Source organism: Polyangium sorediatum (assembly GCF_029946465.1).
Lineage (GTDB): Bacteria > Myxococcota_A > Polyangia > Polyangiales > Polyangiaceae > Polyangium > Polyangium fumosum.
In genome coordinates this window covers 1-16,517 of sequence record NZ_JARZHI010000017.1, presented here as the reverse complement: position 1 = coordinate 16,517, position 16,517 = coordinate 1, and the positions used below count along the sequence as shown (strand labels likewise).

The window sequence follows — 16,517 nt, the reverse complement described above, 5'->3', positions numbered from 1 at the left end:
GACAAACGGGTGCGACCACGACGGTGCGCGGGCGGTCAGAGCGGGCCGAGGCGGCGGTAGCTGCTGCGGAAGTAAAGCAAGGGCGCGGCCGGCTCGCCGCCGCCGGCGGCGACGACCTCGCCGAAGTAGACGACGTGATCGCCGGCGTCGATGGCACGTTCGAGGCGGCAATCGAGCCAGCCGAGGGCGCCGGGCAGGACGGGCGCGCCCGTGACGGCGTCTTGCCCGATCTCGTCGAGCAGGGCCCTGCGCTGCTCGTCGGAGCCCCGGCCGGCGAAGAGGTCCGAGAGGTGGCGTTGCTCCTCGGCGAGGACGTTGATGGCGAAGCAGCCGGCCGCGCCGACGAGCATGCCGGAGCGGGCGCGTTTGTCGGCGCAGAAGAGGACGAGCGGCGGATCGAGGGAGACGGACGTGAAGGAGTTCGCGGTCATGCCCTGCGGCACGCCCTCGAGGCGGGTGGTGACGACCGTGACGCCGGTCGCGAACTGCCCGAGGACCCTACGAAGCTCGATGCCGTCGATGGCCATCGCGCTGCACTGTAGGGTGGTTCTTGCCAGGTGGCGAGGCGGTTCGGGGGCGAGGCCGGGCCTGTCCGGAAGGCATGGATTCCTCCGCAGGCCCGGCGGTCGGTCACGGCGTTATTGCGAGCGAGGCGAGGACGACGGTTACGCCGCCTTCATCCCGACGCCCCTTCCGTCGTGCTGCTCGCTGCGTCCACGTTTCGCCGTCCCCTCGGCCCTGCGCCGAGCGCCTCGAAGCTCGCGCGTTTCGTCTCGTCGTTCGCGAACTCGAGCCGCCCTGCGCCCTCGATCCGCGCGACCGCGGCGAGGATCCGGTTGCCGATCCGATTCCGCTGCTGCGTCGTGAGCGGGGCGCTCGCGCGGCTCTGATCCTGCTTCGTATCGGCATCCGTGATCGCAGCGAGCGCGAGCGCGAGGCCGTCGAGGTCTTTTTGGACGATGCCGAGGGACTTGGCCTCGGCCGGCTTGTCCTTGGCGCGATCGAGGATCTGCTGGATCGCGGCTTTCACGTCGGACACGACACGCGACCTTATTCGCTGCCCGATCCCATATCCGTGCTTCACGTCGACGGACGCCTTGGCGCGGCGGACGGCGGCGCGGACCTGCCGCACACGCGCGTGCCCCTCTGCGAGCGCCGCGTTTTGCGTGCTCGTGGCGGCGATCGACTCGCTCCGCGCCTGCTTGGCGCCAGGGATGACGTCGCCGAGCTTCTCGACATCGGCGAGAAGGCCCTCGACCAATCCCGGCGACAGCCGCGGGCCGAGCGCGTCGGCGTGCGCGAGCGCGAGGTTCAAGGCCTTGAGGCCGAGCTGGCTGATGGAGGAGAAGTTCTTTCGGGGCAGCGTGTCCTTCACGTTCAGATCCGTATTCATGAGGATTCCTCCCTCGACGCGGGAAATGATGCAGCGTCGGGTCGGCCCGCGTGGTTGCACGGGGAATGCCAACCGGCGGCGCGGCTACGGACGCGGCAAATCCCAGCGGAAAAGCGTCGAGCGCGGCTCGGGGGCCGGGCGGGACGCGACCGCGCGGGGGAAATTTGTCCGGATTTGTCCAGAAGTGTCCGGATTTGTCCGGACACGTTACGCGGCAGGGCGGGGAGCCACCGTGCCGTCGACGCGAGCGGCTGTGTCCTTCGCGCGAGCGGCTGTGCCCTTCGCGCGAGCGGCTGTGCCCTTCGTGCGAGCGGCTGTGCCCTTCGTGCGAGCGACTGTGCCCTTCGCGCGAGCCTCTGTGCCGTTGGCGCGAGCGGCTGTGCCCTTCGCGCGAGCGGCTGTGCCCTTCGCGCGAGCGGCTGTGCCCTTCGCGCGAGCGGCTGTGCCCTTCCGGGGAACCATCCCGCCCTCGCGGGACATCACCTCACCCGCCGGCAGGGCCCTTCCGTGGCCGCGGGATCCCGAAAGCATCCATCCACCGCGCGAGTTGCCGCTCGTGCACCCCGAGCAGACGCGCCGCCTCCACCAGGGATCCTTTCGCCCGGAAGAGCGCCGCCTCGATCATCTCCCGCGGCGGGCGTGCCTTGTTGCGCCGCGCCTCGTCCACCGCCTCGACGCCCGGCGGCTCCGATGCCGGCTCCTTCTTCTCGCTCGCCGCGCGCGCCCGCAGGGCGCTCAGGTGCTGCAGGTCGATCGGCCCGTCGCCCATGAGCAGGGACGCGCTCCCGAGGGAGCGCTCGATCTCGCGCACGTTGCCCGGCAGGTCGCCAAAGAAGAGCGCGCGCGCCGCCGGCTTCGTGATCGACGCGCGCTCGACGCCCCGCCGCTGGAGCAGGTGCGCGACCAGAAAACCGAGGTCCTCACGGCGCTTTCGAAGCGGCGGGAGCATGGCGACGTACCCGGCGAGCCTCTCCCTCAGATCCGCGCGAAAGACGCTCCTCTCGGAGAAGACGTCCACGTTCGTCGCGGCGATCCACCGCACGTCCACCGTTTGCCCCCGATCGGCCCCCACCGGCGTCACCTCGTTCTCTTGAATGGCACGGAGCAGGCTCGCCTGCGCGCTCCCGGGCAGGTTGCCGATCTCGTCGAGGAACACCGTGCCCCCCTCCGCGCTGCGAATGCGGCCCTTGCGCTCCTCGTGCGCGCCGCTGAACGCGCCGCGGCGATGGCCGAAGAGCTCGCCCTCGACGAGGTGCTCGGGGATGGCGCCGCAATCGACGGCGACGAAGGGGCCCGCGCGGCCGCTCTTGTCATGCACGTACCGCGCGACGATCTCCTTGCCGGCGCCGGTCTCGGCGAGCACGAGGATCGGCTGATCGGAGCGCGAAAGGGGATCGAGGTCGCGCGCGAGGCTCATGAGCTCGGGGCAAAGGGTGCGCGTCGGGCCAAACACGAACCCCGCGGGATGGGTGATCATGCGAACGGCCGTTGGCTCGTCGACCCGCCGATACACGAAGAGCGACTGACCCATCTCCACGACGTCGCCGTCGGCGAGGCGGACGGGCCCCTGAATGCGCTCGCCGCGGACGAACGTGCCAAACTTGCTCCCGGCGTCCTCCAGGAGGTCCTTGCCGTCACGACGCACCACGCGGGCGTGCACGCGTGAGACGGAGCGGTCGGGCAGGAGAAAGGTTTTTCCTTCCATTGCAGGCGGCCGGACCTCGGAGGCGCGCCCGATTTCGAAGCCGGCCCCGTCGTGCGTGAGCGGAGGCAAAGCCACGGAGTTCGCCGCGCAGAGGTCCTCGTAACGGAGGACGAAGACGAGGACGCCGAAGGTCACCGAAGGCGACGCGGATTCGAACTCGTTGTCGGTGGTGGCCAGGGAGTGGGCCATGGGCGGGGCGCATTCTAGGCGATGCTCGTTCGGCGGCACAAGCGCGCTCGACAAGGTTTTTCCGCGCCGGTCGCATGGGCCTATGGGGTGGTGCGCCTCTTCCTCACACTCACAGCGATCGTCTCGGCCGAGCTCGGGTTCACCGGCTTCGCGAGGAAGCCCTCCGGATCGATCCTATCGTCATTTGCAGCTCGCAGTGACGCCTGCGCTCACCACGCGGGCGGTCCAGTACACGTGCTCGGCATCCACCGCCACGTCGAACGCACTTATCTGCGGGCCACGCGCCACATCCGCCACGTCGCCTCCCTCCTTGGGTACACGAAGGACGCCACGTTCGTCGAGCGAGCCGCCATCCTTGCCGCGCAGCGTGACGTAGACGCTATCGCCGTCCAGCGTGAGGCTGACGGGATCGGCGAGGTCCTTGGCCAGCACGACCGGCGTGCCCCCCTCCTTCGGGACCTTCATCAGCGTACCGGCCGAGGGCTCGACCCAGTAGACGTTCGTCCCGTCCACCGCGAGCTCCTGGGCGAAATAGTGGTATGCCACCGTGGTCGGGGGCGTGATCTCCTCGATCGCGCCTCCTGCCTTGGGCACGCGCACGATGTGGCCCGAGGGATCCTCCACGTTGCCGAGGGTGCGCACGTAGACGTGCGTGTCGTCGACCGCGATGGAACCCACGCTCGAGATCGGCGCGAGGGATTCGATCTTGGAGATGTCCTTGGGTGTCCGGAAGAGGCCCGCCGTCGACACGAAATAGACGCTGTCCTCATCCACCGCGACCGCGCCGATCGAATCCTGCGCGAGGACCGCCGTCGCGCCCCCGTCCTTGTTCATCCGGACGAGCCTTTCGGCATAGTCCACAACGTAGAGCGCTTCGTCGTCCATCGCCAGCGTGTACGCCTCGGTGAACCCTTGCGCAATGCGCCTCGGCGAGGCGCCGCCGGGATCCGCTCGCCACACCGAGTCCGCGCGGGTCCAGTAGACGCCGCTCGCATCCGCGACGATACCGTTCGTCCCGCTCTCGTCCACGCCCTCGTTGAACGTGACCAGAGGGCACCCGCCAGGCCCGGCGTTCGGATTCGAGGGATCGTTCGTCACCGCGTCGCTGCACCCGGCGATGAGCAGAGACACCAGCATCCACGAAATGATACGCATGGGATCCTCCTGAAAGAAAGCCGGCGGGCGCCGAGCATGCGGCGTGCCAACAATCCGCTCCGTGGAACATGCGGGCGGTTCCGTGGAGAACGATCCGACTGTGAATGGGGGTTCACGAGCCTGGCGAAAGGGCATTCTCGATCCGCCGGAGCGACGGCCCTTCCGCTGCAATCATGGCCGTTCGGAGGATCGTTTTTGCGGTAGGCTCGAGGACCATGAAGAACGACACACGCAAGCCTCCGCGGGCTCGTCCCTGCTGGCGACGCGGGGGCTCCGTCGCCGGCGTCTTCGCCCTCCTGCTCTTCGGCTGCGGCTCTGCCGAAATACCGCCCAACATCGACGCTGCCTGTCAGGCCCTCGTCGTCCGGCCCTGCGGTTCCGCCGAAATACCGCCCGACGTCGTCACGGCCTGCCATGACCTCTTCCTCCGGCGCGTCGCGTTCGCCGAGCGCTGCACCGGCCCCAGCGTGCAGCTCTCCGCCGACGACGAGCAGGCCTATGTCGACACGTGCGCCGGCATCGCCACGTCGCCGGGCGTCACCCTCACGTCCCTGGACATCAAGGCCTGCGCCGACCAGATGGATGCCTCGCCCTGCCTGGGCGGCGGCGTGTTCCCCTTGTGCGTCGGCTACGGTGGCAACCTGCTCTATCCCGAACACGACAAGAAGGGCTCGTTCCCGCTGGGCGAGGTGTGTTTTGCCAACGTGCAATGCGAGAGCGGCCATTGCGACCACAGCGTCTTCGAGACCTGCGGCGTCTGCAAACGCGCCCGCGCAAACGGCGAAAGTTGCACGGCGGCGACAGACCTCTGCGTCGAGGGTAGCTGCCAGGAAGGGACATGCCAGCCCCCCGGCAAGAAGCTGGGAGAGGAATGCACCTCGCACGGAATCGAGTGCCAGTTGACGCTGTACTGCAAGCCCACCGATTCCGGGCCATCCTGGGGCACATGCGCCCCCCGCGGCCAGGCCGGCGCGTCATGTGACGTGAACACCTACTGCGCGGGCGAGCTCTCCTGCAGGGGAGGGGTCTGTACGACGCTCGCGGCCGATGGCGCGGGCTGCTCGGACGACGCCATGTGCGCCTCGTCCTGGTGCAATGGCGGCACCTGCGCGCCGAGGCCCACCGGGCTCACCGAGGGCGAAAGCTGCGCGGTGGGCTTTTGCCGCGCGGACCTCCTTTGCGACGAGAGCGGGGTATGCACGGCGCCCACGTACCTGCCGGAAGGCGCCGCCTGCACGAACACGAGCTTGCCCAAGATCAGGTGCGAGCAGGGGCTCTACTGCCACCAGGAATGCTCGCCCGGCAGCGGTTGTCAGGACGGCGCGTGCCGGCCCTATCCCCAGCCCGGCGAGCCTTGCACGCCCCTCGCCGCCTGCGCCGCAGGCGCCCGCTGCACGGAGTTCGACATCACCGATCCGACGAAGAGCCTTTGCGTGAAGTGGGGAAGCCCAGGCGAGGCTTGCCCGTGCGCGTACGGGCTCGCCTGCGTCTCGGGTGTGTGCGCCGCTTATGGCGTGTGCCAGTGAAGCGGAGGCGCGTCACCACCCAAGGAGCTGCGATCCATACCGCGCCCCGCGCGGCGAGCACTCCAGGGCGGCCATCTCCTCGGCCTGCGGCGCCGCGAGGTTCGTGAACGACGCGCCGGCATCCTTGGAAATCACCCAATCGCCGCCCTCGAGCCGCGCCACGACGTGGGGGCCATGCACGCAGGCATCTTCCGTCGCGGAAGGGAACGGCGACATCCTCCTCTGCTTCGCATCGGCGAGGTCAATCACGCCCATGCCCACCGGCCCGCTGTCTCGCTGCATCAGGAACGTGAGCACCCCTTTTTCGATCGAAGCGCTCGACGGCGGCGACGTCGATTCCGAGACGCCTTTCCAGACGGAATGAACGGTGGCCCCACCATCCGTCGACGCCGCGACCGAGAGCTCGCCGGGCTTGCCGAGGCCAAGAAGCGCAATCGTGCTGCCGTCGGCCGACGCCGCGAGGGTCGGCTGCACGTCCGCGGGCCAGCCGAGGGTCTCCTTGGCGGTGCTCCGGGAGAACTTGCCATCCCTTCCGCGCGACACAACGTGCAGGCGCGCCTTTTGACCTTCGAACCTCCCGGTGACGAACATCTTGTCGCCGGCCATCGCGTACGAGCCCAGCGCAATGGCCCCGTCGAGGGCTCCGACGCGCGTCCAGGTCTTTCCGAGATCGGCGCTGTGCCAGAAATGGATACGCGCAGGCTCCTCGGGGCCCATGCAATGAACCCATAACGACGTCCCGCTCGCGTCGATCTCCGCCGGCCCGCCTGCGCAGGTCCAGGGCGCCTTGCTCTTCGACAGCGCGCCCTTCTTCCCCGATAACAGGACGAACGGCTCGGCCTCGGAAGCATACGACAGCGCCACCACGAACGACCCGTCCGCGAGCGCCACGGAATCCACGGCGCCCTGCGGCGGGGCTTGCCCCGCGAAGGGCGAATCCTTCACCCATGCAGAGGACGTGCTCGTCGCCTTCGCGCCGTCCGTCGTCTCGGACGCGGCCGACGCAACGACCGCGGGCGCGCCGCCGCAGCCCGCAATCCACAAGAATGTCGAGAGGAGGATGGTTCGAGCGGACATGACGGGCGCGTTGTCCCGCTTCGGGCGTGGTGTGTCAAGCCAAAGGTAGCGATCGCCGGGCGCTGCCCTTCACGAAAGCCAACCGCGGCCGAGCTCCCTCGCGCGGACGTGCTCCGGGACCGCGAGATAACGGGCCTTGAAGGCGGCGTCCTCAATCTTGGCGGCGCGCCGCTCGAGGACCCACAACGTGGCCTCGAGCGCCTGGCGCGCCGCCTCCATGTCGCCGGCCGCGGCGAGCGCCTCCGCGATGACCAGGCGCAGCGGAATCTCGGAATGGCCGACGCAGCCGCCGAGGTGCGTGATGCAGCGGAGTCCTGCCTCCGCGGCGCTTCGGATCGCTTCGGGGTCGCCCTCGCGGAGACGGATTTCGATGCGGGTCCGGTGGACCTCCGGTCGCCAGCAGCGGAAGTCTTCCATTCGCGCGAGCGCGCTCTCGGTCGCCTCCCATGCCTCGGCGAGGCGCCCCTCGGCGAGGAGCCCCCGCGAGAGCGCGCCATACGCCGGCCCCACGACGCCATTGGTGCCCTGAAGCTCGATGAGCTGCCTCGCCATGGCGATGATCTCTTCTCGCTGATCCGGCTCGCATCGCTCCGCGAGCAGGCGCGCCAGATACAGCCGCGCGAGGGTCACCGACCATGGATCGTTCGCGTCGAGCCCGCGCCGAATGACCTCGCGTAGCTCCTTCTCTCCCTCCTCGGCCGCGCCGATCGCCGAGAGCCCAATGCCGAGGACAATCTGCCCGATCCTCTGCCAGCGCCGGGCCGACGCGCCTGCGAACGCCGCCTCCATGCGGATCGAATCCGCGTAGGCCAGGTAGGGATCGTCCCCCAGGAAATACTCGAACGTGGATCGACCATTGTAGACGTAGCCGAGCTCGTACAGGGCGCTCTCCGGTACGCGCGGGGCGAAGGCGTCGAGCCGCACGCGCACGCGGAGCGCTCGCTCGAGTCGACCCATCATCGTGAGCATGTGGAAGATCATCGACGCCGCCTGGCAATAACTCGCCTCGGCGCCAGGCTCGGGGTCCGTGCCCCAGATCGCGCTTTCGAGCACGGTCATTTCCTCCCCCATATCCCTGTTGGGGAGCGCATGGGCGAGGAAGCTCAGCACCCTGCACCAGGGGACGCTGCCGCGCGGCAAGAGCTCGAGCGCCTCCCTGCCCAAGCGAGATTGGGCCTCCCAGCCCTCGCGCCAGAAGCACACCTCGAGCTTCAAGGCGAGGAGCTGCCCGCGCACCGCCCCGCTCGCGCCGCACGCGAGCCCCCGTTCGACCGAGCTCCAGAGCCCGTCGTGATCGTCCCTCTGGTAGGATTGCTCGGCCGCGCGGAGATAATGGTGCGTCGCCCGCTCCATGTCCCCGCCGCGATGCGCATGCGCGGCCAGCACGACCGGCTCGTTTTCCCCGGCGCGCTCCAGGTACGAGAGCGCGAGCCGATGACCGAGCGTCCGGTCGTCCTTGGCGAGCAGGTCGTACGTCGCGTCGCGCAGGAGCGCGTGACGAAAACGATACTCGACCTCTCCGGCGAAGCGGCTCGTGGGCTGCTTCTCGACAAGCTCCGCCTGGACGATCTCGGAAAGCCAGCCATCCGTCTGCTGGGCGCTCCGCTCCTCGCCGAGCAGGGTGGACACGCCGCCCCGCCAGAAGGTTTGTCCGAAGACGCTCGCGGCGCAGAGCACCCGCCGGATCGCCGGGTCGAGGCAGGAGAGCCTCGCCTGCAGCATCGCGAGGACGGTGTCCGGATGCTCTTCGGATTTGCCTTCGGCGGCGGCACGAATGAGTTCTTCCAAGAACAGCGCATTGCCCGCGGCCTGCTCGACGATCCGCGCCACCACGCTCCCACGGACGTCCGCGCCGAGCACCGCGGCGACCAGCCGCTCGGCCGCCTTTTTTCCGAGCGCCGCGAGGCGTATCTGCTGGATCGACCGTCGCTCCCATAACTTCGGGAAAATGGAGGTCACCTCGGGGCGCGCGAAGGCGAGCACGCAAAAGGGTAGCTCCTTGAGCTCGCCGAGGGCGGCGTCGACCAGCCGGACCGACGCGGGATCACTCCAGTGCAGATCTTCGAGCACGAGGAGGCAGGGGCGCGCCGCGCACTCCGCGCGGAAAAAGCGCAAAAACGCCTCCTGGATCTTCTCGCTCATGAGCTTCGGGTCGCTCTGCGCCGCGAGGAGCGCGGCGCTCGGCTCCTCGACGGTGAGCCCGCACGAGACGGCGAGGAATTCGGCGACGCGCCCCGCGTCCTCGGGCGGCAGGCGCCTGCCCACGCGCGCCCGAAGCTTCTCCTCTTGCAAGGGCATGGGGTCGCCGACGCACATGTCGGAGAGCCCGCGAAGCACGTCGACGAACATCCCATACGGCGAACCCGAGCTCATCGGCGTGCCGCGCGCCTCGATGAGCTCGAGGTCGAGCGAGCGCGCGCGGAGCCGGCGCAAAAGCTCGTGCTTCAGGCGGCTCTTTCCGACGCCGGGAGGCGAGATGACGACGACGACGCGCGGCTCCGCATTGTCGATACATCCGTCGATCGTCGCGCCGAGAATGGCCAACTCCTGCTCACGCCCGACGCAGGGCGTGGGCTTGCCGAGCAAAGGGCGGGACGCGTCGACGCCGCCCGCGCGCTCGCTGTGCAATCGCCAGCGGACGCCGGTCGACTCGATGCTGAAGCGGCTCTCGAGGAGCTTCGCGCTCAGCTCGTCGATCAAGACGCCCAGGGTCTCCGCAGGCGAGGGCGCGGCGCGCTCCTTCTCGATTCGCGCGTGGAGCAGCGAGACCGCGCGGTCGATCGCCTCGCCGACGGGGAGGCGATTCTTGAACAGGCCACGGCCCGTGGTGAGCGCGACGCGCGCCTCGGGCCACGCCTCCTTGATCACGAGCGCGCAACGCGCGCCTTGCGTGGCCTGGTCGATCGCGCTTTGCGACGGGGGCACGACAACGGCGAGCGAGCCGTCGGCGAGCCACTCGACGCGCACGCCGAGGCCGATCAGCCGGGCGCGCAGGGCTGTCCGCGCGAGGCCCGGCGAGCGCTCCGTCCCCGCGTGTGCCGGTGCGTCCCTGAGCGCCTGCGCGTCGCCCGGGACCGCCACGACGACGCAAAGCAATTGCATGGCTTCGCCGCTGAGCGCCGCGCCGGGAATCGAGGCGTTTGATGCCTGCGGCGACGACGTGTCCCCGGACGGAGGCAGCACGAGGGCGGCGAGCTCCTCGTGCAGCACGACCGCGTCGGCCGGCCGCGCGAGTGCATTCTTGTCGAGCATCCGCGCGAGCAGCGCCGCGAGCTCCGGGGGGGTATCGGGGCGGATCGATTCGACCGCGGGCACGTCCTCGAAGAGGACCTTGGCGAGGAGGGCGATCGGGTCGCGGGCGACAAACGGGGGTTTTCCGGTCAAACACTCGAAGAGCACGCATCCGAGGGAGAAGACGTCCACGCTCGGCCCGATATCGAAATCGCCGCGCGCTTGCTCCGGGGCCATGTAGCCCGGCGTGCCCATGATGAACCCCGTGCCGGTGATGCCCGTCGTGGCGAAGGCCTGGCGCGCAATGCCGAAATCGAGGAGCGTGACGCGGTCGAGCCTGTCGTCCCGCAGAAACATGTTGGTCGGCTTGATGTCGCGGTGCACGATGCCGCGGCGGTGCGCGGCGGCGAGCGCGTCGGCGGCGCACTTCGCGAGGGTCAAGCAATCCCTCAGCGCGAGGGGCCCGCGCGTGAGCCGCTGGCCGAGGTCCTGCCCCGCGAGCCACTCCATGGCGAGAAAGGCCCGGCCGTCCTCTGCCTGGCCATGCGAGAGATACGAGACGATCCCGGGATGATCGAGCTCCGCGAGCAGCCTCGCCTCCCGCGCGAAGCGCTCGAGCGCCTCGAATCCATCCGTCTGCTCGTTCAGGACCTTGAGGGCGACCTCCGCGCCGGTGACCCCATCCCGGGCGCGGTACACTTCGCCCATCCCACCCTTCCCCGCGAGATCCTCGATCGTGAAACGACCCGCGATGAAGGACCCTTTCGAGAGCGGCACGTTCCCTCCAGTTCAAGGACGCGGCATCCGCGCGCGCGAGCGCGGGGGCCCGGAAAAACCGAACCCTGCATCGAGGAGAGAATATGCCGATCGTGCCGTCGTGTACACGGGTCGAGGACATGCCTCGACGCCGTGGGACGATTCGCGATAGGTCGAATTTTCTTGCTACATGGACACAGGTGTGCTGGCGCGCGACTCACCGCGCCATCACGATCCGCTGATCACAGGGCCGGTCCTTCTCGTCCTGGTTCAGGCCGGCGATTCGCATCGGATCCGCGTCCCTCGCCGCGATCGCTCCCTGCACCTTTCCCAGGATGAGCGCGTCGAGGTTTCCGCTCGTGTAATCGGTGTGCGTGCCGCCGCAGCTCGCGCGCGGATCGCCGCCGCCCACCGACTCCGGCCCCGCGCCGCCGCGCAGGACGAACATGTGCGTTCCGCCGGTGTATTGCGCAATTTGCCGGAAGACCACCTGCCCGAGGGTATCCATGCCCGAAGCCGCGATCGAATAGACCTGCACGCCTGCGTGGCTCGCTTCCTTCATCGCGCCGGCATACCCCTCGTCCTGCGCGTAATCGAGGTGCGGGGGCGCGTCGCCGATCAAAAAGACGAGGCGCGCCAGCGATTCGGGCCGGAAACGGAGGCCACGCACGGCGACGCGGAGCGCCTCGTTCACGTGCTCCGGCGTGTCGCCGCCGCCGCCCGCGCTGAGGGTGGCGATCCGGGCCTGGAGGCCGGTGACGTCCGTGGTCATCTGGTGCATGCGGGTCACATATTCGTCGCTGCGGTCGCGGTACTCGACGAGGCCCACGCGCGGGCGGACGTTCATTTTGGAGAGCGCGCCGGCCACCTTTTCGAGCGTGTCGCGCAGCGCGTGGATTTCCTCGGACATCGAACCCGTCGTGTCGAGGACGAAGGCCACGTCGATGGTCTGCGCCTCGGGCAGGACACGCGTGCCGGAAAGGGCGAGGTCGACGACGCCGTCGCCCGGGGAGAGCGTGGTCGTCTTCGCGACGGATTCGCCCTGGCAGCGCGCCGTGGCCACGAGGTCCGGGCCCTTCAAGCCCTCGGCGCGCGGAAACAGAAGGGCGCGGCCATTCGCGGTCGTGCGGAGCGAGAGCGTCGTCCCCGCGGCGTCACGCACCTCGATGGGGCAGCTCGGGACGGGTTTGCCCGCGCTGTCCCGCACGACGAGGAAGCGGCGCGCGGAGAGGTCCATCGTCGCGGCGCCCGGGGCGCGCTCCTTGCCGAGCCAGCGGGCGAATTCGCGGTAGTTCGCGTTGTCGTCCCATTCGCCCGTGCGCACGCCGCCCTGCGATTGCGCGGCCGCGCCGAGGCCGCCCGGCCCCACGCGCACGCCCGCCGGCGCGCGGGGCGAGCCGGCGAGCCTACCATGGCCCGATCCAAAGCCCGCGCCCGAGCCCACGCCGGCCCCGCGTCCAATCACGCCGATGGAGCCGAGCCCAATGCCCTCCCCGCGCCCGCCGCCGCCCTCGCCGATCCCTGACAAACCCAGGCCGCCGGACCCTTTCTTGTCCCCGCCGGCGTCCCCCCACATCGACCCTTTTGCGATGAGGGGGTCGGCAGAACGGGTATCGACGGGCGGCGCGAGGGGCTCGTCGGGGACGGGAGCGGGTGCGACGGCGACGGACGCAGGCGCGTCGCTCTGGACGACGGGGGGCGTGAGGGGCTCGTCGACGGGCGGGGGTGGGGTCTTGGCGAGGGTCTTCGGCGCAGGCGCCGCGGGCGAGGCGGCCTCGGGGCCGGGCGTGGCTTTGGCGCAAGCCGCGAGGACGAGGAGGAGGGCGGGGGCGAGCCGGCGGATCGACATGCCCGATCCGAGCGCGGAGGCGGCCGGAAGTTCCCGGCCGCCTCGATCTTTCGGCTCAGGGCACGAGGTGCAGGACGAACGTGCCTTCGACCTTGAAGGGTTTCTTCGCGCCGGCCTCGTCATACTCGCCAATGGCGCTCACGCTGAGCGTATAATCGCCGGGCGGGAAGGGCTCGCCTTTCGGGGCGCCGAAGTCGCTGGGGCCGTTCCAGTTGACCCCGTCCCACGTGAACGAGCCGGGATAGGTGCCCGCAGGGACGGGGTTCGGCACGTCGCCCGGGGCGGGGCAGATGCCGACGTCGCAGAGGCAATACTTCTGGTCGTCGCCGGAGAGGACCGCGAGAGGAATGAGGCCGCTCTCGTCCGGCTGCCCGCAGCTACTCTGCGACCCGGGATAGACGTTCGCGACCTCGGATGCCGCGACGATTTTGTAATCGATCTTGATGCCAGCCGCGGCCTCGGCGACGGTGTACGTGCAATCGGTCGTGACGAACTCGACCGAGACGCCGGGGAGCGTCGAGGAGCCGCCGATGTCGCAGGCCGCATTGCCGCCGCCGCCCCCGTTACCGCCGCCCCCGGCGCCGCCGTTGCCGCCGCCGCCGGCGCCACCGTTGCCGCCGCTTCCCCCGGCACCGCCGTCGCCGCCGCCCGACGTTTGTCCCCCGCACGCGGCGAGGGCGAGGACCAGAAACATGGAAGTGAACGAAACTCTTCGATTTCCAAGCATGTTCGAGAGTCTAGGACGTCCGCACGGAAAATCACGATGAAACAGTTGTACTTCGGGCGGACCCTTGCGCGCCTTGACCTCGACCCTCTCCCGCTGGGACGATGCATCCATGTCGAGCCTGCCAGCAGACGTCACGAACGAACCGCACGGCGAGGAGCCCGCGGACGTGCACGGGCAGGTCACGGACGAAGCGTGGTATGCGCAGGTCTACCGGCCCATGGAGCGGCAATTCACGCTGCGCGCGGTGGTGTTCGGGTGCGTGATCGGCTCGGTGCTGTCCGCCGCGAACCTCTACACGGGGTTCACGATCGGCATCACGTACGGCGCCTCGATCACCGCGGCGCTCTCGGGGTGGCTCCTGTTCCGGTTCTGGCGCGGGGTCGTGTCCGGGCCCGCGTTCTCGGTGCTGGAGAACAACACCATGCAGACGGCCGCCTCGGCCGCGGCCGCGATGGCCGGCGCCGGCATGGTGACGGCCGTGCCGGCGCTCATGATCGTGACAGGCCGGCGGCTCTCGCTGCTGGAGATCACGGCGTGGGTCGTCACCGCCGCGCTGCTCGGCGTGCTCTTCGCCATCCCGCTCAAGCGGCAGATGATCAACCGTGAAAACCTGAAGTTTCCTTCGGGGATCGCCGCAGCCCAGACGACACTCGCGCTGCACGGAGAGGGCGAAGGCGGGGCCCAGAAAGCGCGCGCATTGCTCTGGGCGACGGGGCTCGGCGCGGTGCTCGCTCTCACGCGCGGGGGCCTCGGGATCGTCCCGGATACGGTGCCGTTCGCGTTCGCGAGCCTCGGCGGAGTGAGCTTGGCGCGGCTCACGCTGGGGCTCGACGTGTCGCTCATGACGCTCGGCTCGGGGGCGCTGGTCGGGCTGCGCACGACGGCGTGGATGGCCGTGGGCGCGGCGCTCTGCTGGACAGGCGTCGTCCCGTGGGCCCTCGGGCGCGGCATCGTGACGCCGACGCCGGCGCCGATGATTTATAGCAACGCGGTCGGTTTTACCGTTTGGCCGGGCGTCGTGATGCTCGTGGTGGGCGGGCTCGTGTCGTTTGCGCTCAAAGGAGGGTCGATCGCGGCGTCGGTGCGGTCGCTCGGGGCCATGGGTGCGAAGGCGCCGGGCGAGGTGGTGCGCGAGGACGTGGAGGTGCCACGGCGCTGGTTCGTGGGGGGCCTCGTCGCGGCGGTGATCCTGGCGATCGGGACGCAATGGCTCGTCCTCGGCATGCACCCGGGCACGACGCTCGCGGCCATCGTGCTCGCGGGCGCGCTCGCGCTCGTGGGGACACGGACGATGGGCGAGACGGACGTGAATCCGATCGGCCCGATGGCGATGATGACGCAGTTCCTCTTCGCCGTGCTCACGGGCGGCCATACACAGGCCAGCCTGATGGCGGCGGGGCTGACGAACGCGGGGGCCAATAGCTGCGGCGACATGATGCAGGACCTGAAGACGGGCCGGCTCCTCGGCGCGTCGCCGCAAAAGCAGCTCCTCGCGCAGCTCTTCGGGGTCGTGACGGGCGGGTTCGTCACGGCGCTGATCTTCGCCAAGGCCTTCCCGCTGGAGCTGCTCGGCACGAAATACCCCGCCCCGGGCGTGCAGATGTTCAAAGGCGCAGCCGAGTTCCTGAAGCAAGGCTTCGCCGGCCTGCCGCCGCAGACGCCCATGATCATGGCCATCGCGGCGGGCGTCGCCGTGGTTTGCACGATCGTGGGCGAGCTCGGGCCGAAGCGCCTCGCCCCTTGGGTGCCGTCGCCGCTGGGCATCGGGCTCGCGTTCATCCTGCCGGCGTCGACGAGTTTTACGCTTTTCGTGGGGGGCGCGGTTGCCGCGATTCTGGCCTGGAAGTTCCCCAAGAAGGACGCGCTTTACACGACGGCGACGGCCTCGGGGTTCGTCGCCGGCGAGAGCGTGATGGGCGTGGCGGTGGCGATCTGGGCGGCGCAGCGAATGTGAGGCGAATCAGTAGAGGCCGGCGCCCTGGAGCGTCACGCGGTACAGGGCGGTCCGCGCCGTGATGTAGAGCGTCTTCTTGTCGTCGCCGCCAAACGCGCAGTTCGCGGGCTGCTGGGGGACCACAATGGCGCCATAAAGCTTGCCCGCGGGGCTGTACACCTCGACGCCGGCCGACGTGGTGACGAAGAGGTTGCCCTTCGCGTCGACGGCCATTCCGTCGGGGCCCTGGCTCGTGCTCACGAGCTTGCTCCCGGCCCCGAGCGAGCCGTCGGCGTTCACCGGCCAGGCGCGCAGCTCGCTGGTGGCGGTGTCGGCGACGTAAAGCGTCTTCTCGTCGGGCGAGAGCGCAATGCCATTCGGCCGCTGCATGTCGTCGGCGACGAGCGTGACCTCGCCGCCGGGCGTGACGCGGAAGACGCCGAAGAAGCCAAGCTCGCTCTGGCCGGGGTCCGGAAGGCCGTAGGGCGGATCCGTGAAATACACGGTGCCATTCGAATGCACGATGACGTCGTTCGGGCTGTTCAGCTTCTTGCCGTCGTATGTATCGGCGATGCTCGCGAGCGTGCCATTCGCGAGCGTGCGCGAGACGCGCCGGCCGCTGTGCTCGCAGGCGATGAGGAGGCCGTTTTGGTCGAGGGCGAGGCCATTCGTGTTGGCGCTGGGCTCACGGAAGACGTCGATCGCGCCGCCCGGCGTGTGCTCGTAGATGCGATTCGCGGGGATGTCGGTGAAGAGGAGCGTCTTCGTGGCGGGGTTCCATTGCGGCCCCTCCGTGAACATGAAGTTGCCCTGGACCTGCTCGACGGTCCCGACGCCGACGAGCGGGTCGACCTCCACCCCGCCGCCGCCGCCGCCGGCCCCGCCCATGCCGCCGGCCCCGCCCATGCCGCCGTCGCCGCCGGTGCCGCCGGTGCCGCCGGCCCCGCCCATTCCGCCGGTGCCCCCGGTGCCGCCC

11 protein-coding genes are annotated in these 16,517 nt (G+C 69.7%); 2 read left to right on the top strand and 9 right to left on the bottom strand.

Annotated features, from left to right (window positions below; genetic code table 11):
• Nucleotides 1–35: 35 nt before the first annotated feature.
• The 4 genes from QHF89_RS20295 to QHF89_RS20280 all read right to left on the bottom strand — a co-directional run bounded on the left by QHF89_RS20295 (nucleotide 36) and on the right by QHF89_RS20280 (nucleotide 4,442).
• Nucleotides 36–527 carry a flavin reductase family protein gene (locus tag QHF89_RS20295; protein WP_136966560.1) on the bottom strand — a complete coding sequence of 164 codons (492 nt, stop codon included), beginning with the start codon at nucleotides 525–527 and terminating at the stop codon, nucleotides 36–38.
• A gap of 149 nt (nucleotides 528–676) precedes the next feature.
• The gene (locus QHF89_RS20290; protein WP_136966561.1) at nucleotides 677–1,393 is read right to left on the bottom strand and encodes a hypothetical protein; all 717 of its coding nucleotides are present in this window, start codon (nucleotides 1,391–1,393) and stop codon (nucleotides 677–679) included.
• A gap of 484 nt (nucleotides 1,394–1,877) precedes the next feature.
• Entirely contained in the window at nucleotides 1,878–3,287 is a 1,410-nt protein-coding gene (locus tag QHF89_RS20285) for an FHA and sigma-54 interaction domain-containing protein (RefSeq protein WP_136966562.1), read from the bottom strand.
• A 180-nt stretch (nucleotides 3,288–3,467) separates the two neighbouring features.
• Nucleotides 3,468–4,442 (bottom strand): DUF5050 domain-containing protein, encoded by a 975-nt coding sequence (locus QHF89_RS20280; RefSeq protein WP_284720721.1) that lies wholly within the window; start codon nucleotides 4,440–4,442, stop codon nucleotides 3,468–3,470.
• Nucleotides 4,443–4,657: 215 nt separating this feature from the next.
• On the opposite strand from QHF89_RS20280, the gene QHF89_RS20275 reads away from it, so the two are divergent.
• A complete protein-coding gene (locus QHF89_RS20275) occupies nucleotides 4,658–5,968 on the top strand; it encodes a hypothetical protein (RefSeq protein WP_136966564.1) in 1,311 nt (436 codons plus the stop codon).
• A 12-nt stretch (nucleotides 5,969–5,980) separates the two neighbouring features.
• Here QHF89_RS20275 and QHF89_RS20270 read toward each other — a convergent pair whose 3' ends face one another.
• The 4 genes from QHF89_RS20270 to QHF89_RS20255 all read right to left on the bottom strand — a co-directional run bounded on the left by QHF89_RS20270 (nucleotide 5,981) and on the right by QHF89_RS20255 (nucleotide 13,575).
• The gene (locus tag QHF89_RS20270) at nucleotides 5,981–7,045 is read right to left on the bottom strand and encodes a hypothetical protein (protein ID WP_136966565.1); all 1,065 of its coding nucleotides are present in this window, start codon (nucleotides 7,043–7,045) and stop codon (nucleotides 5,981–5,983) included.
• A 69-nt stretch (nucleotides 7,046–7,114) separates the two neighbouring features.
• A complete protein-coding gene (locus QHF89_RS20265; RefSeq protein WP_136966566.1) occupies nucleotides 7,115–11,053 on the bottom strand; it encodes a protein kinase domain-containing protein in 3,939 nt (1,312 codons plus the stop codon).
• A 196-nt stretch (nucleotides 11,054–11,249) separates the two neighbouring features.
• Complete coding sequence (locus tag QHF89_RS20260; RefSeq protein WP_136966567.1) at nucleotides 11,250–12,881, bottom strand: vWA domain-containing protein; 1,632 nt, start codon at nucleotides 12,879–12,881, stop codon at nucleotides 11,250–11,252.
• A 55-nt stretch (nucleotides 12,882–12,936) separates the two neighbouring features.
• Nucleotides 12,937–13,575 (bottom strand): hypothetical protein, encoded by a 639-nt coding sequence (locus QHF89_RS20255; RefSeq protein WP_284720720.1) that lies wholly within the window; start codon nucleotides 13,573–13,575, stop codon nucleotides 12,937–12,939.
• Between the two features lie 142 nt (nucleotides 13,576–13,717).
• Between QHF89_RS20255 and QHF89_RS20250 the strand changes: the two genes are divergently transcribed.
• Nucleotides 13,718–15,562 (top strand): OPT family oligopeptide transporter, encoded by a 1,845-nt coding sequence (locus tag QHF89_RS20250; RefSeq protein ID WP_136966568.1) that lies wholly within the window; start codon nucleotides 13,718–13,720, stop codon nucleotides 15,560–15,562.
• 6 nt (nucleotides 15,563–15,568) lie between these two features.
• Here the strand turns inward: QHF89_RS20250 and QHF89_RS20245 are convergent.
• Nucleotides 15,569–16,517, bottom strand: a 949-nt coding sequence (locus tag QHF89_RS20245) for an SMP-30/gluconolactonase/LRE family protein (protein WP_284720719.1), incomplete at its 5' end; no start/stop codon positions are given.

What these genes read in the sequence shown, in the direction of transcription:
- QHF89_RS20280 (WP_284720721.1), bottom strand. Translation starts at nt 4,442, where the DNA reads ATGCGTATCATTTCGTGGATGCTGGTGTCTCTGCTCATCGCCGGGTGC.
- QHF89_RS20295 (WP_136966560.1), bottom strand. Translation starts at nt 527, where the DNA reads ATGGCCATCGACGGCATCGAGCTTCGTAGGGTCCTCGGGCAGTTCGCG.
- QHF89_RS20255 (WP_284720720.1), bottom strand. Translation starts at nt 13,575, where the DNA reads ATGTTTCTGGTCCTCGCCCTCGCCGCGTGCGGGGGACAAACGTCGGGC.
- QHF89_RS20260 (WP_136966567.1), bottom strand. Translation starts at nt 12,881, where the DNA reads ATGTCGATCCGCCGGCTCGCCCCCGCCCTCCTCCTCGTCCTCGCGGCT.
- QHF89_RS20285 (WP_136966562.1), bottom strand. Translation starts at nt 3,287, where the DNA reads ATGGCCCACTCCCTGGCCACCACCGACAACGAGTTCGAATCCGCGTCG.
- QHF89_RS20250 (WP_136966568.1), top strand. Translation starts at nt 13,718, where the DNA reads ATGTCGAGCCTGCCAGCAGACGTCACGAACGAACCGCACGGCGAGGAG.
- QHF89_RS20290 (WP_136966561.1), bottom strand. Translation starts at nt 1,393, where the DNA reads ATGAATACGGATCTGAACGTGAAGGACACGCTGCCCCGAAAGAACTTC.
- QHF89_RS20270 (WP_136966565.1), bottom strand. Translation starts at nt 7,045, where the DNA reads ATGTCCGCTCGAACCATCCTCCTCTCGACATTCTTGTGGATTGCGGGC.
- QHF89_RS20275 (WP_136966564.1), top strand. Translation starts at nt 4,658, where the DNA reads ATGAAGAACGACACACGCAAGCCTCCGCGGGCTCGTCCCTGCTGGCGA.